The sequence below is a fragment of the Pseudoduganella sp. jia 12 genome (genome assembly GCF_055502675.1).
Genome location: NZ_JBUXKP010000011.1, coordinates 57561 through 72064, shown reverse-complemented (window position 1 = coordinate 72064; position 14504 = coordinate 57561). Strand labels below are relative to the sequence as shown.

At 64.4% G+C, this 14504-nt stretch carries 15 protein-coding genes; 5 read left to right on the top strand and 10 right to left on the bottom strand.

Annotated features, from left to right (window positions below; genetic code table 11):
* Positions 1 to 4 precede the first annotated feature (4 nt).
* Positions 5 to 997, bottom strand: coding sequence for a LacI family DNA-binding transcriptional regulator (locus ACY65G_RS22925; protein ID WP_464999605.1), 993 nt, complete (start codon positions 995 to 997; stop codon positions 5 to 7).
* Between the two features lie 190 nt (positions 998 to 1187).
* Here ACY65G_RS22925 and ACY65G_RS22920 point away from each other — a divergent pair, with 190 nt between their 5' ends.
* The 3 genes from ACY65G_RS22920 to ACY65G_RS22910 all read left to right on the top strand — a co-directional run bounded on the left by ACY65G_RS22920 (position 1188) and on the right by ACY65G_RS22910 (position 5697).
* Entirely contained in the window at positions 1188 to 3677 is a 2490-nt protein-coding gene (locus ACY65G_RS22920; RefSeq protein ID WP_464999604.1) for a TonB-dependent receptor, read from the top strand.
* 266 nt (positions 3678 to 3943) lie between these two features.
* On the top strand, positions 3944 to 5293 hold the full coding sequence (locus ACY65G_RS22915) for a hypothetical protein (protein ID WP_464999603.1): 1350 nt from the start codon (positions 3944 to 3946) through the stop codon (positions 5291 to 5293).
* A 74-nt stretch (positions 5294 to 5367) separates the two neighbouring features.
* Positions 5368 to 5697, top strand: a complete 330-nt coding sequence (locus tag ACY65G_RS22910) for a cupin domain-containing protein (RefSeq protein WP_130186657.1) — start codon at positions 5368 to 5370, stop codon at positions 5695 to 5697.
* A 26-nt stretch (positions 5698 to 5723) separates the two neighbouring features.
* Here the strand turns inward: ACY65G_RS22910 and ACY65G_RS22905 are convergent, their stop codons facing one another.
* The 9 genes from ACY65G_RS22905 to ACY65G_RS22865 all read right to left on the bottom strand — a co-directional run bounded on the left by ACY65G_RS22905 (position 5724) and on the right by ACY65G_RS22865 (position 12089).
* Positions 5724 to 7550, bottom strand: a complete 1827-nt coding sequence (locus ACY65G_RS22905) for a hypothetical protein (RefSeq protein ID WP_464999602.1) — start codon at positions 7548 to 7550, stop codon at positions 5724 to 5726.
* Between the two features lie 37 nt (positions 7551 to 7587).
* Positions 7588 to 7740 (bottom strand): hypothetical protein, encoded by a 153-nt coding sequence (locus ACY65G_RS22900; RefSeq protein ID WP_464999601.1) that lies wholly within the window; start codon positions 7738 to 7740, stop codon positions 7588 to 7590.
* Complete coding sequence (locus ACY65G_RS22895) at positions 7737 to 8771, bottom strand: glycosyltransferase family 2 protein (protein ID WP_464999600.1); 1035 nt, start codon at positions 8769 to 8771, stop codon at positions 7737 to 7739. The genes ACY65G_RS22900 and ACY65G_RS22895 overlap by 4 nt, the downstream gene beginning before the upstream one ends.
* Entirely contained in the window at positions 8720 to 9130 is a 411-nt protein-coding gene (locus ACY65G_RS22890) for a GtrA family protein (RefSeq protein ID WP_464999599.1), read from the bottom strand. The genes ACY65G_RS22895 and ACY65G_RS22890 overlap by 52 nt, the downstream gene beginning before the upstream one ends.
* A gap of 74 nt (positions 9131 to 9204) precedes the next feature.
* The gene (locus ACY65G_RS22885; protein WP_464999598.1) at positions 9205 to 10254 is read right to left on the bottom strand and encodes an NAD(P)H-dependent glycerol-3-phosphate dehydrogenase; all 1050 of its coding nucleotides are present in this window, start codon (positions 10252 to 10254) and stop codon (positions 9205 to 9207) included.
* Between the two features lies 1 nt (position 10255).
* Positions 10256 to 10699, bottom strand: a complete 444-nt coding sequence (locus ACY65G_RS22880; protein ID WP_464999597.1) for an SH3 domain-containing protein — start codon at positions 10697 to 10699, stop codon at positions 10256 to 10258.
* Between the two features lie 102 nt (positions 10700 to 10801).
* Entirely contained in the window at positions 10802 to 11278 is a 477-nt protein-coding gene (gene secB / locus ACY65G_RS22875; protein WP_464999596.1) for a protein-export chaperone SecB, read from the bottom strand.
* A gap of 133 nt (positions 11279 to 11411) precedes the next feature.
* Positions 11412 to 11672, bottom strand: coding sequence for a glutaredoxin 3 (grxC, locus tag ACY65G_RS22870; RefSeq protein ID WP_464999595.1), 261 nt, complete (start codon positions 11670 to 11672; stop codon positions 11412 to 11414).
* Between the two features lie 15 nt (positions 11673 to 11687).
* The gene (locus ACY65G_RS22865; protein WP_464999594.1) at positions 11688 to 12089 is read right to left on the bottom strand and encodes a rhodanese-like domain-containing protein; all 402 of its coding nucleotides are present in this window, start codon (positions 12087 to 12089) and stop codon (positions 11688 to 11690) included.
* 100 nt (positions 12090 to 12189) lie between these two features.
* Here ACY65G_RS22865 and gpmA point away from each other — a divergent pair, with 100 nt between their 5' ends.
* Positions 12190 to 12936, top strand: a complete 747-nt coding sequence (gene gpmA / locus ACY65G_RS22860) for a 2,3-diphosphoglycerate-dependent phosphoglycerate mutase (protein ID WP_464999593.1) — start codon at positions 12190 to 12192, stop codon at positions 12934 to 12936.
* 6 nt (positions 12937 to 12942) lie between these two features.
* Entirely contained in the window at positions 12943 to 14454 is a 1512-nt protein-coding gene (locus ACY65G_RS22855; protein WP_464999592.1) for a murein hydrolase activator EnvC family protein, read from the top strand.
* Positions 14455 to 14504 lie beyond the last annotated feature (50 nt).

Genomic DNA, 14504 nt, shown 5'->3' with positions numbered 1-14504 from the left:
GAGGTCAGGTCTGCCGCACCATCAGCATGGTGGACAGCATTTCGGATGTGACAGGCTGGCCGTTGATCAGGTCCAGCATTTTCTTCGCCAGCAGCACGCCGCCGTCGCGCAGGTACTGGTGCACCGATGTCAGTGGTGGCACGAAGCTCGCCGCGCCGGGCGTGTCGTCGTAGCCGATGACGGAAACGATTTCCGGCACGTGCAGGTTTTTCTCGGCCAGCGCGCGGATGGCACCCATCGCCAGCAGGTCGCTGGCGGCGAACACGCCATCGAAACCATGGCTTTTTTTCTTCAGCAACGCTGAAATGCAATCGAACCCGGCTTCGAACGTGAAGGCCTTGGGGCGCATGATGTGCACGCTGCCCTGGCTGCCGATCGCTTCGATGAAGCCGGCACACCGTTCCTGTACCTCGGCATGGTCGACGTCGCCCAGGAAGACCAGCTTCTTGCGGCCCAGTTCGAGGAAGCGGTGCGCCGCGCTGATGCCACCCTTGCGGTTGTCACTGCCCACCACGACCGTATCCGACCCCGGTTCCGGCGCACCCCACACCACCAGGGGAAGGCCGGCCTTCTTCAACGCCGTCACCGCTTCGCCATGCGAGCCTTGCCCCAGCAGGATCAGGCCGTCCGCACCCCGCACCGGCGCCGTGTCCAGCAATTGTTTCGAGGTCAGTACCACGCTGTAGCCCGCCGTGGTCAGTTCCTGCGTGATACCGCCCAGCAGTTCAAGAGGGTAGGGATCCGACATTGGGCGGCCCTTGGCCGGAGTCATCTCCACCACGACCGCCACCGAATACGAGCGGCCCATGCGCAAGTTGCGAGCGCTGACATTGAAACGGTAGCCTTGCTCTTCGGCCACGCGGCGCACCTTGTCGCGGGTAGCTTCGGTCACCAGCGGGCTGTTGCGCAACGCCCGCGACACGGTGATCTTGGAAACGCCCGCCAGTTGGGCCAGGTCTTCCATTGTCAGTCCGGAGTCGGGTTTTGCGGCAGCCATCGGGTGTCCTGAAAAAAGTTGGAGGCCATTATGACAGATCCAACACTGTTGTCACGCGAAATGACATCGATAGCATTTTCATTGACATCGATGTCATTTGTGCGTTTCAATGTTGTCACACAGACCAGCGGCGGCGCCATCGGGGCGCATTGTCCGGAGACGACAATCCATAAATGAAAGCAAAACTGCCATGAACAACAGGTTCCTGCTGTCCTCGATTTCCCTTGCCATCCTTGCGCTGACGGGCCAGGTGCGCGCCGCCGCGCCGCAGGAAGCGGTCGCACCGGCCGCCACCACGCAAGACGTTTCCGGTGCCTCCGGTAGCGCTGCCCAGGAGGGCGGCGGCGCGGTGCAGGCCGAACTGCAGCAAGTTGTGGTGACCGGTGTCGCCACTGGCGGCGTGCGCAAGCTGGACTCGGCGTTTTCGATCACCACCGCCACCGAGGAACAGCTCAGGCAGGCCGCACCCAGCAGCACGGCCGACATCCTGAAGCTGGTGCCGGGCGTGTATGCGGAAGCCACGGGCGGCCAGTCGGGCGCCAACATCGAAGTGCGCGGTTTCCCGTCCGGCTCGGATTCGCCATTTGTTTCCGTGCAATTGATGGGCAACCCCATCTATCCGGTACCGACGCTGTCGTTCTTTGAAGGTTCGTCCGCGTTCCGGCTCGACGATACGGTGGAGCGCGTGGAAGTGCTGCGCGGCGGTCCCAGCACGATCTTCTCGAATGGCCAGCCCGGCGCGACGATGAATTTCATCCTGAAGAAGGGTAGCGATACGCCGGAAGGCTTGATCCGCTTCTCGACCGGCACGGGCGAACTGCGCCGGGTCGACGTGTTTTATGGCGGCAAGATCGCCGACAACTGGTACGGCACCATCGGCGGCTTCTACCGCAATACGAATGGTGTGCGCGATGCCGGCTTCCCGGCCGACAAGGGCACGCAGTTGACTGCCACGCTGACCCGCAAGCTCGACAATGGCGAAGTCACGTTCTACGCCCGCCGCACCGATGACAAGAACGCGTTCTATACGGGCGTGCCGCTGATCTCGTCCAACGAAGGGCGCACCATTTCGGCATTCCCGGGCTTCGACCCGTTGACGGGAACCCTGATGAGCGGCGAAATGCGCCGCTTCACCGTGGAGGCGGGGTCTGGGCGCACGTTGAACTACGACCTGGGCGATGGCCGCGGCCTGAAATCCACCGTGTTCGGCATCGACTTCGCGCAAACGGTCGGCGGCTGGAACGTGTCGAACAAGTTCAATTACTTCGACGGCGACCTGAATACGATCGCCATGTTCACCGGGAACAACCCGCTGTCGATGGGGGCGTACAACGCCGGTGCGCTGTCCTCCTATCGCAATGCCGTCACGGGCAGCACCGCCACCGCGGCCACTGCCACTTACCTGGACGGCACGCCTGTCGCCGACACGCAGCAGGTGGTGCAGGCCGGCCTGTGGGCCGTGGAAAAACAGCTGCAATCGGCCACCGACGAAATTCGCGTCAGCCGCGAGTGGATGAAGGACAACACGGTGACGATCGGCGGCTACTTTGCCAACTACTCGTCGGATGACGTCTGGTACCTGGGCAACAGCCACCTGATGACCGCCGTGCCCAACGCCCGGCTGATCGACGTGCGCCTGAACAACGGTATCGTCGTTTCCAACGGCGGCAAGGAGGGCCCGGTCAACTACGCGCCGGTGGCTTCCTACGACGGCAGCAACACCGCGCTGTTCGTCGCCAATGAATGGAAGATCAACGACCGCATCAAGGTCGATGGCGGCATTCGCCGCGAACGGCAAAAGCTCGATGCGACGGTGTCGAACCTGGTCACCGGCGATACGGACAACAACCCGCTGACCGTGTACAACAACGGCACCTCGATGCCAACCAGTTCGAACACCGCGTTGAGCCGCACCGATTCCGCCAATTCGTTCACGATCGGCGGCAACTTCAAGCTGTCGCGCGATGCGAGCGTGTTTGCCCGCGCCAACCGCGGCCATACCTTCATCGCGTTCGACGATTTGCGCAACGCCGGCACGCAAGCCAAGGTCGACGACCGCGGCCTGCTCCCCACGCCAACGATCGAGCAGTTCGAGGTGGGCTTCAAGACCGCTTCGCCGCTGTACAGCGCCTATGTCAATTATTTCCGCACCGACTTCGACGGGATCGCGTTCCAGCAGATCCTGGCCGACGGCACGATCCTCAATTCCGTCAGCGGCTCGAAAGGGCAGGGCGTGGAGTTCGAACTGGCCGTGCGGCCGGTGCGCGACCTGACTCTGACCCTGACGGGCAACTGGCAGGATTCGGAGTACAAGGACAATCCGACAACGGCTGGCAAGCGCGTGCAGCGGCAACCGAAACTGCAGGGCCGTTTCACCCCGTCCTACAGGATCCCGATGGGCGACAACGAGCTGAGGCTGTATGGCACCTACACGTACATCGGCGACCGCTGGGCCGACCAGGCCAACCTGCAGTACCTGCCATCCTACAAGACGTTCGACCTGGGCGCCGTGTACCGGCTGGGCGAGAAGATCGAGTTCCGCATCAATGGCAGCAACCTGAACAACGAACTGGGTCTGACCGAAGGCAATTCGCGCCTGACCACCGGCGGCAGCGGCCCGATCAATGCCCGGCCGCTGTTCGGCCGCACGTGGGAAGCTTCGGTCATGTACCGCTTCTGAAACCATCGAGAAGTCCCCGGGCCCGGCGTATCAAGGACGCCTTGCCCGCTCTCGCTTTGGCGGCCTGCGGGCCGCTTTTTTATGATTGCGTTTCCTGGTCGACGGGTATTGCAAGGCGCAGCACTCCGCAGAGTCCCGGCCTGTACCACGACCGGCATGTCGCCAGCCTGCTAATATCGCAGCCTTTCGCGAATCACGCTGCCGGCACTGTCATCGTCCCCAGTCAGTAGAGGACCATGTGGCCGGTCCGGCCCACCGGAGTTTTCATGACATCACCCACCCGCCCATCGAACTGGCAGGATTTCGAGCGCCTCTCCACTGCGCTGGCCTCCGAAGTCTACAAAACGCGTTTCCGCCGCTGGGGCAGCGCCGGCCAGCGCAAGAATGGCGTGGATGCGTGGACGACCGCGCCGGACGGCCGGGTGATCGCGTTGCGCTTCGAGGGGCGGACCGAGCGTTACGGCCAGCCACTGGCGAAAACGGATATCGACGCCGCGCTGGCGGAAGCGGCAGGCTTTCCACACAAGGTCGATGAATTTGTGCTGCTGTCGGCAGGGGCGGACGATGCCACCGTCCAGGCTTATGCGGCCGAACTGACCGCCAGCCGGAAAGCCGCTGGCCAGTCGTCGATCACGGTGTGGGGCTGGCAAAGCATCGCCACGCACATCGGGCAGCAGCCGAAAATACAGGGGGCCTTTTATGGCCATGAGGTGAAATCCTCTTTGAAGTTCAAGCTGGTCCTGCTTGCCGCCGCGCTCATCGTCGTGGCCGGCGGTGTCGGTTCGCTCTTCCTCGGCAAGAATGCCATCGACGCATCGAACGCCAAGCCGAAGGATCCGGCCGTCAATGTCGGCAATATCGCCGCGAACCTGGATGAACTGAACGAAACGTACCAGCAATGCCAGGCCCTGCTGGCAAAGAATGTCTTCACGTTCAGCCACGAACTGGCCGAAACCTGCCGGGATCCTGCCACGGCGCAGCTTGCCGCGCTGTCGAAAAAGGTGGAAAAGCATCGTTCCGGATTCGATGCGCAGGCCAAGATCGAGCTGGAACGGCTGCTGGCCATCTTCCGCGAAGACGTGCGTGAGACGACGGTGGTGACCTCGGCCGCGCAGGCATTCGACAGCGCGGTGGTGCAGTCGATGAAGGATGGTTGCGCGGCAGGGAAACCGGCAGCGGACGACAGCGCGGTGACGCGCGCCGGCGCGGTGGCCGTCGTGGCCCAGGTGCGCTATTACTTCCTGCTCAAGGACTTCATCATTCCCGAACTCGCGACGGCCAAGGAAATCCTGCAGCTCCACGCCAGCGGCGCGCCGGCACCGGAACGGATGACGGCCGCAGCGGGGCGCATGGAGCAACTGCTGAAGGAGCGGGTGGCCTATGCCGTCAAGGAAACGCGCGTGCCGTTCACGCTGTCCTCGGTCAAGCACACGGTCGCGCGGGACGCCGTGCCTGACACCGACGCGGCCGCCGAAGAGGCGCGCTGGCGCGACGTACTGGCACAATCTGCCACGCAATCGCTGCGCGGCCGGGCCAGGGATATCGAGGCGCTGGTCGCGTGCGGCGCATTGAAGAAAGAGGAAGCGCAGGCGCTGGCGCAGCCACCGGGCGCCTGACCCCGGTTCAATGCAGCGCGGCATCCCGTGCCGGTTTGCTAAGATGAGCACAACGTTTACATAAGGGAGTGCTTATGGCTCTGCAACACGCATCATCCGGCCAGGTCATCGCATTGCAGCGCAGCGGTGAGGATGGCTCGCAGTTTTCATCGATCGCGCTGGCCAAGACCGACGAAATCGAACTGATCCGTCTCGTGCTGCCGGCCGGGAAGACCATGCCCGAACACTGGGTGAAAGGCGAAGTCACGCTGCAATGCCTGTCTGGCGAGATCGCCATCGATGCGCATGGCCGCACATCCACGCTGCATGGCGGCGAGATGCTGTACTTGGCCGGCGCAACGCCGCATGCCCTGAAGGCGGTGGCCGATTCGGTGGCGCTGCTGACGATTGTACTGAAGAGCTGACGGGAATTCGGCCGCTACGGCAACGCTTACCCGCAGTCGAAATGCACCGCATACAGCACGCGCGGGCTGCCGAGCGGCATGCCATTGACGGGATTGCGGTCCAGCCGCGCCGCTTCTTCCAGCTGCACGCAGGCATCCGGCATCACCCTGGCACCCGCCACGAACACGTGCGTCACGCCGGCTGCCCGTAACGGAGCGGAGCGTAACCACACTTCGTGCGGTGCGGTCAGGCTGGGCGGCAATGCCAGCATGTGCCGGGCTTGCGGCATGCTGACCACGCGGTTCGACAAACGGGCACCGAACAGCGGATAGTGCCAGCTGCGATCCGCCGTGTTCAGGATCGTCGCGTTGGCCGGCAGCGCATCCACCGCTGCCGGATATTCGTAGAACGACGGGCGGGTGACCTGCTGTGACAGCACGATGCGGTCGCCGAACTGCAGCACCTGCCGCGACAGGAACACACCCAGCATCGCCACGATGCACAGCGCCAGGCCCGTGTCGAACACGCGCCGCCATGGGCCCGTGGCTTGCGTGACGGCCCATGCCAGCAACGGCATCGCCAGCGGCAGCGCAGCGAGCATGTAGCGCGGCTGCCGGTCGCCCAGCAGGCACCAGGCCGCCACGATGAACAGCACCGCGAACAGCAGCGACAGCCGCACGGCATGACGCCGCAGGCCATCGCGCGCCACGGCGGCACCCAGAGCGACCGCCGTACCGGGAATGGCGGCGGCCACGAATGCGCCCGATCCCGAGCTGTGCTTGAAATTCAGGCCGAAGCGCTGCGGCTCCGTCCATGGATAGACGAGCCATTGCCAGGCGCTGTCCACCCATTCGTGCTCGGTGGTGAGGCGCAGTGCCGGGTCGAAATCGGCGGACGGCAGCCAGCCGAACCATGCGCCGACCAGCGGCACGCCGACCGGGTGCAGCGGATTGCCGAACATGACGACGTTGCGCAGCATCCAGAAGCCTCCGCACAGCAATGCCACCCCGCCAAACAGGGCAGCATTGCGTAATGCGCCGGCCAAACCGGCGCCGCGCGCGCATGCAACGAGGCCGATGGCCACGGCACTGAGCAGGTGCAGGCTCTTGAAGCCGAACGCCAGGCCGGCGCACAGCCCGGCCAGCGTCATGGCCACGGCCGGGCGCAGCGGCGACAGCACGAAACACATCGCCAGGGTCGCGAAGGCGATGCCGCCGATATCGGCGCCCAGTTCCACCGACGAGAAGGCGATCATGGGCACGCCCAGCATGCCGCAGCAGGCATACAGCGTAGCCTGGCGATCGGCGTCGGCCAGCCGGCACAGCATGCCGACCGCCAGCGCGAGCGGCACCAGCAAGACCAGGTTCGCGCCCGCAACGAGCCGCTCCGGCAGCGCATCGAGCAGCACGGCCCACAGCACGCTCGCATTGGCAGGGAAGGTATGGGGGAAGTTGCCGTCCCACGCCATCAGCGAGTGCGTTTGCCGCAGGTGCGCGGACAGCGGCAGGTGGTAAGCCATCACTTCGTAGCCCTGGGGCCGGCCTGCGGCCAGCATCACGCCGGCCAGCGCGAAAACGGCCAGCGTCAGCCAGGGCAGGAAACCCCAATGGCCGCGCGGCCGCACGAAGCCAGCCGGGGCGGGAACCCGCCACAGCGCCAGCGCCAACGCCAGCGCCATCAACAACAGCGCCGCATTGCCGGCAGTGGCGCCGGGCATGCCGCTCACCAGCTCCAGCACGCCAAGCAGGTGGAAAGGCAGGAAAAATGCGCCGAAGAACACGGCAACGGCCACGAGATGGCGCTCCGCGTCAAACCGCTGCGCGACCAGCTTTGCAACCCATGCGCAGAGCAGCAGGTAGAAAAGGGCGCTCACGGAGAGGGGCTCATGGCGAAGGGCTCATGGCGAAGGCTCACTGCAGGTGCTCCGCGATCGTTTGCATCGCGCGCCACAGCATCGCCAGGTGATTGCGAATGCCTTCGCTGCAGGTGAAGTACACCATGGCGGAACATGCCGACACGCCGGCCGGCACCTTCGACACCAGCGCCGCCGGCAATCGCCTCATGGCTGGTCCTTGGCGCGGATGCCGGTACCAAGCTTGTTGCCGCAAACGGCCTCGACATGAAAGCGCGGCCGCTTCTTCGTCGATTCGTACACCTTGGCCAGGTATTCGCCGATGATGCCCAGGCTGAGCAGCTGCACCCCGCCCAGCAGGTACATCGGGATGACGACCGAGGCCCAGCCCGGCACCGCCTGGTCGGTGAACATGCGGATGCCCAGCGCCCATGCCGACAACAGCAGGCTGCCCAGCGACACCAGCGCTCCCGCGCCCGTGATCAAGCGCAGCGGATAGGCCGTAAACGATGTCACGCCCTGCCATGCGAGCGACAGCATCTTGCGCAGCGGGTATTTCGATTCGCCGGCAAAGCGCGGCGCCCGTTCGAACTCCACGACGGCAGTGCGATACCCGAGCTGCGGAATGAGCCCGCGCAGGAACAGATGGGTTTCCTCGTAGTCGCGCAGGCTTTCGATCGTACGCCGGCTCATCAGCCGGAAGTCGGCATGGTTGAACAGCACCTGCACGCCGAGGAAGGCCAGTAGCCGGTAGTAGCCTTCGGCGGTCGTGCGCTTGAAGATGCTGTCGGCGTCGCGGCAACGGCGTACCGCATACACGATTTCGCTGCCGGCGCGGTAGGCGCCGAGCATGCGCGGGATCGCCTCGAGGTCGTCCTGCAGATCGGCATCGAGGCTGACGAGCACTTCGCCCGGCGCCGTGAGCAAGCCGCACAGCAACGCGTTCTGGTGGCCGCGATTGCGGCTCAGCTTGATACCGCAGACGGTCGTAAACGCCGCCGCGTATTCCGAGACCAGGCGCCAGGTGCCGTCGCTGCTGCCGTCGTCCACGTAATAGATCGCGCTGCCCGGTGCGGCCTTGCCTTCGGCCTCGAGCCGGGCCAGCAGCGCTACCAGCCGGCGCGTGGTTTCCGGCAGCACCTCCTGCTCGTTAAAGCAGGGCAGCACGAGGCTGACGACGGGCGCCGGCTTCAGTTCCGGTTGCGTCGGAAAGTCCAGGCGCCATGGATGCAGTAGTTCCATACGATCACTCCCATGGTGGTCAGCAGTTGGGCAGGTACGGTGGGCAGGCCCGCGCGCAGCAGCGCGGTCAGCAGGAGGTGGTTCAGCAGCAGGCCAGTGGCGGCCACGGCGGCGAAGCGTGGCGCGGTAACCCGGCGCTGTTCATTGCTGTGGAAGGTTAATTGATCGTTCAGCAGGTAGTTCAACAACGCGCTGAGGACGAACCCGATGCCCGAGGCGCTTGCGGCCGGCAGGCCGGCGCGCATCATCAGCAGCATCACCAGGTAATGGGCGGCCGTGGACGCGCCGCCCACGCACAGGAAGGCAAACAGGCTGCGTGCCGAGAAGTTGGCACGCGTGGTGGAGAAGCGAGTGGACATGGATGACGAACGGGCAAGCGGACCCGTCAAGTCTATCCATGCCTTTCAGCGAACGACTGCGATTGGATCAAACGTTACTTGGAAGCGGGGGCGAGTGTCTCATCGCGGGGATCGCGGGCCAGCATCCGGGCCACCAGCACCTCGGGTTTCACGCCATCGAACAGCATCGATGCCACGCCATTGGTGAGCGGCATGTCCACGCCCAGCCGGGCCGCCAGTTCGCGCACGGCCTTGGCGCAGGGCACGCCTTCGGCCACATGGCCCAGTTCGGTCACGATCGTGTCCAGTGCCTTGCCCTGTGCCAGGCCCAGGCCCACGCGACGGTTGCGCGACAGGTCGCCCGTGCAGGTGAGGATCAGGTCGCCCATGCCGGTCAGGCCCATGAACGTTTCGATATTGCCGCCCAGCGTCGTGCCCAGGCGGGTCACCTCGGCCAGCCCGCGCGTGATCAGCGCGGCGCGGGCGTTCAGGCCCAGGCCCATGCCGTCGGCACAGCCGGTGGCGATCGCCATCACGTTCTTCACGGCACCGCCGACTTCCACGCCGATCAGGTCGTCGCTCGAATACACGCGCATCGTGCCGCCATGCACCGCGGCCACCACGCACTCGCGCAGCGCGGCGGACGTGGAGGCAATGGTCAAAGCACACGGCAGGCCGCGCGCCACTTCCTGCGCGAACGACGGGCCGGACAAAGCGCCGCCGACGATGTCGTCGCCCAGCACTTCGCGGAAAATCTGGTGCGGCAGCAGCCCCGTTTCATATTCAAAGCCCTTGCACAGCCAGACCAGGTTCGGGATCGGCCGCCCCTTCAGGCTGTGCAGCAGCGGCCGCAGGCCGGCCACGGGCGTGGCCGCGATCAGCAGGCCATCGTGGCCATCGGCATCGCGCGCGGTGTGGGCCACCGCTTCGTCGAAGTCGGCCGTTACGCGCAGCGCAGGTGGAAACGGAAAGCCGGGCAGGTAGTGGGTGTTGTCGCGGGCTGCGGCGATTTGCGCCATGGCGCAGGCATTGCGGCCCCACAGCACCACGTCATGGCGCGCGGCCACCGCGATGGCGACGGCCGTGCCCCACGCACCGGCGCCCAATACGGTGATACGGCGCCGGGTCGGTTGATTCTCTTGCATGTCAGATACCCCAGATGTCACTGCTGCGCACATAGCCGGCCGGGCCGTCGCGGTGGCGGACCTTGATCCAGCCGTTCGCGCCGGGTTCCCCCAGCTCCAGCAGCACGCCCTTGTCGGCCGTGAAGACCACGGCCGACGCATCGTCCTCGGCCGCGCGCACTTTCACATTCGGCACGCGTACGATGACATTGCGGCGGGAAGAAAGGCCGCGCGCCGGCGTCCAGGCCAGCTCGCCGGAAACGTCACGCACCTTGACCCAGTCGCCATAGGTGAGCACGATTTCCAGCGGCGCGCCGCGCGGCACGATGAACAGCTTGACGCCCTTCGTGGAAGGCGCGTCGTACAGCACGGCGGGCGCCGTGCCGACCGTCTTGAAATCGGCAGCCCAACTGGCGGCGCTCGCCAGCAACAAGGCGGACCCAATTATCAAGCGCGTAATACTCATTGCAAAAAACTTTCGTCCAAAATGATCAAAGGCCACAATGGGCCTTTGATATGGGGAGAAGCGGCGGCGGGACAGCATCCCGGCCGCTCCTGTTCAGCCGGATTACTGAACGGTGTTCGTGCCTTCGCCAGCGTTGGCTTGCTGCTCGGCGATTGCCTGCAGGCGCTGCTGGTAGAACACTTCGAAGTTGATCTCGGCCAGGTGCACAGGCGGGAAGCCGGCACGGGTGATCAGGTCGGCGATGTTGGCGCGCAGGTACGGGTACACGATGTTCGGGCAGCCGATGCCCAGCAGCGGATCGAGCTGTTCGGCCGGGATATTGCGTGCTTCGAAAATACCTGCCTGCTTGCCTTCGACCAGGAATGCCACCTTGTCGGCCACCTTGGCGGTCACGGTGATGGTCACCGTGGATTCGAAGATGCCTTCCTGCAGGGGCACGGCGCCGACATCCAGGGCCACTTCGATCGACGGGGCTTGCTGCTCCAGGAAGATGCCTGGGGAATTCGGCTGTTCCAGCGACATGTCTTTCAGGTAGACGCGTTGGATTTGGAATACGGGTTGCAGGTTTTCGTCAGACATGGAACGCTTTCATTGAATTGGACAGATGATTATGTCGCCCGCCCAGGATGGCCTGGATCAAACGCGTGGGCAATTGTAGCAAAACAAATATGCCTGCCCGCCTTTTTTTGCCCGGCGCCGTCATTTTCTTAAACTAGCTATTCAGTAGCGGATCCAGGCGGCCGGCCTGGTCCAGCGCATACAGATCGTCGAAGCCGCCAACATGGGTATCGCCGACATAAATCTGCGGCACGGTGCGCCGCCCGGTTTTCTGCATCATCACCTGGCGCTGGGCCGGATCGAGGTCGACACGGATCTTGTCGATATTCTTGATGCCCTTGCTTTCCAGCAGGCGCTCGGCGCGAATGCAGTAGGGGCAAACGGCGGTGGTGTACATGGTTACTTGAGCGGTCATGGCGGTATCTCTCCTTTATTTGGTGATTGGCAAACCCTGGGTTTTCCACGCTTCGATGCCGCCGTCCAGGACGACCACATCGGCAAACCCCGCCTTTTCCAGAATCGTTGCGGCACTACGGGCCCGCGTCCCTTTTTGGCAGACGACCACGGCCGTCCTGTTCTTGAATTTCTCCAGCTCGCCAATGCGCTTGGCCAACTCGCCCAGCGGAATATTCCGTGCGTCCGGCAGGTGACCCGCGCCGAAAGCCGCGGCATCGCGTACGTCCACAATGGTGGCCTTTGCCCGGTTTATCAACAGCGTAACCTGTTGCGGACTCGCTTTTTTGCCTCGTTGCGTCAGCGCTGGCCACAGCAAGGCGCCACCCGACAACACGGCAATGCCGACGAGAAAGATATGGTCGAGGATGAATTTCACTTAGCTTCCATTGGTTGAAGTCAATCCGCGCATTATAAAATAGAAGACGAACAACGGCTCTGGCCGACGATTTCCCCATCCCCCAAAAGAAGATTGCCCTATGTATAAAATTGTTTTCATGCGTCATGGCGAGTCCACGTGGAACCTCGAGAACCGTTTCACCGGCTGGACCGACGTGGACCTGACCGAAAAAGGTGTGAAGGAAGCGAAGGCCGCCGGCGAAGTGCTGAAGCAGGAAGGTTATACGTTCGACCTGTGCTACACCTCCGTGCTCAAGCGCGCGATCCGCACGCTGTGGCTGACGCTCGACGAGATGGACCTGATGTACCTGCCGGTCAAGAACGACTGGCGCCTGAACGAGCGCCACTACGGTGCGCTGCAGGGCCTGGACAAGGGTGAGACGGCGGCCAAGTTCGGCGACAAGCAGGTGCTGGTCTGGCGCCGCAGCTACGACATTCCGCCGCCCGCGCTGGAAGAAGGCGACGACCGCGCATCGTTCAACGATCCGCGCTATGCCGGTCTCGCAAAGGAGCAGATCCCGCTGACCGAATGCCTGAAGGATACGGTGGCACGCGTGCTGCCGGCCTGGAACGAGGAAATCGCTCCCGCCATCAAGGCCGGCCGCAAGATCCTGATCTCGGCCCATGGCAACAGCCTGCGCGCGCTGATCAAGATGCTCGACAATATCAGCGACGAGGAAATCGTTGGCCTGAACATCCCGAACGGCCAGCCGCTCGTGTATGAACTGGACGCCGACCTGAAGCCGATCCGTCACTATTACCTGGGCGACCCTGCCGCGATCGCCGCCGCACAGGCAGCCGTGGCCAACCAGGGCAAGGCCAAGTAACATTCGATGCCAGTCAACCGTTCGCGGCGCGCCGGCGCCTTGTTTACCTCGCTGGCCGTGGCCGCGGCGCTGGTCTTCGGCGGGGGCGATGCCCTCGCCGCAGCCAAACAGACCAACCGCAGCAAGCAGAAAGCCGCCGCCGAGGCGGAGCGCGCCGCGCTGCAGCAAAAACTCAATGCCTTGAAGCGCGATATCGGCCAGACCGAGACCGCACGCGAGGATGCGGCCGACACGCTGGCCGAATCCGAAGAGGCGATCTCGAATGCCAACCGCCAGTTGCGTGAACTGGCTGCCGAAACCGAAGCCACCACGGCGAAGATCACCACGCTGTCCACGGAGCGCGAGCGGCTGTCAGGCACCATCGCCAGCCAGAAGGGGCAACTGGCGAAGCTGCTGCGCGAGCAGTACGTGGCCGGCAACGAAGACCGGATCAAGCTGCTGCTTTCCGGCGACAACCCGAACCGCATCAACCGCGACCTGCAACTGATGTCCTACGTGTCGCAGGCGCAGGCCGCGCTGATCGAATCGCTGCGCACCAACCTCGCGGCGGTGGAAATCAACCAGGCCGAGGCGCAGAACGCCCGGGACGAGCTGGTGGAAATCGCCGAGGAAGAACGCCAGCAGAAAACCGTGCTGGAACAGCAGAAGGCAAAGCACGCCGCGCTGGTGGCGAACCTGTCGCAAAAACTCGATACGCAGCGCAAGGAAGTCGGCCGCATCGAGCGTGACGAACAGCGCATGGGCGCGCTGGTGACACGGCTGAACAAGCTGATCGAGGAACAGGCGCGTGCCGCCGCGGCCGAAAAGGCACGCCAGGAGCGGCTGGCGGCACAGCGCGCCGCGAAAGCCAGGGCGGAAGCGGAAGCGCGGGCGCTTGCCGCGGCAAAGGCCAAGGCCGAACGCGAACGGCTGGCGCGCGAAAGCCGGGAACAGCGCCAGGCACAGACGCAGGCACAGAAGCAGGCACAGAAAGAAGCGCAGGACAGGGAAGCGAGGATTGCCCAGAAGCCCGAGCCGAAGCCGGAACCGAAAATCGTGCAGCGCGAGCCCGTGAAGCCTGAACCGCGCGAGGAAGCCGCGGCACGCCCGTCCGATGTCGCACTGGCGCCGGCGGCACCGGCCGGCGCGTTCGCCAGCCTGAAAGGGCAGATGCGCGCCCCGGTAGGAGGGCGCGTGGCCGCCCGCTTCGGCAGCAAGCGCGGGGACGGCCCCAGCTGGAAAGGGGTCTTCATCCTGGCCGGAGAAGGCGCCGAGATCCGCAGCGTGGCGCAGGGCCGCGTCGTGTTCGCCGACTGGCTGCGCGGTTTCGGCAACCTGATCATCGTCGACCATGGCGGCCAGTACATGAGCATCTATGGCAACAACCAGTCGCTGCTCAAGCGCGTGGGCGACGTGGTCAAGGGCGGCGACGTCATCGCCGCCGCCGGCAACAGCGGTGGCAACGAGGAATCGGGTTTATACTTCGAGTTGCGCCACCAGGGCCGGGCGTTCGATCCTGCCGGATGGGTGAAGTTTTAACAAAAGTTCTGACAAGACTTCGGACAAAACCGGTGAAAAACCGGTGAAAA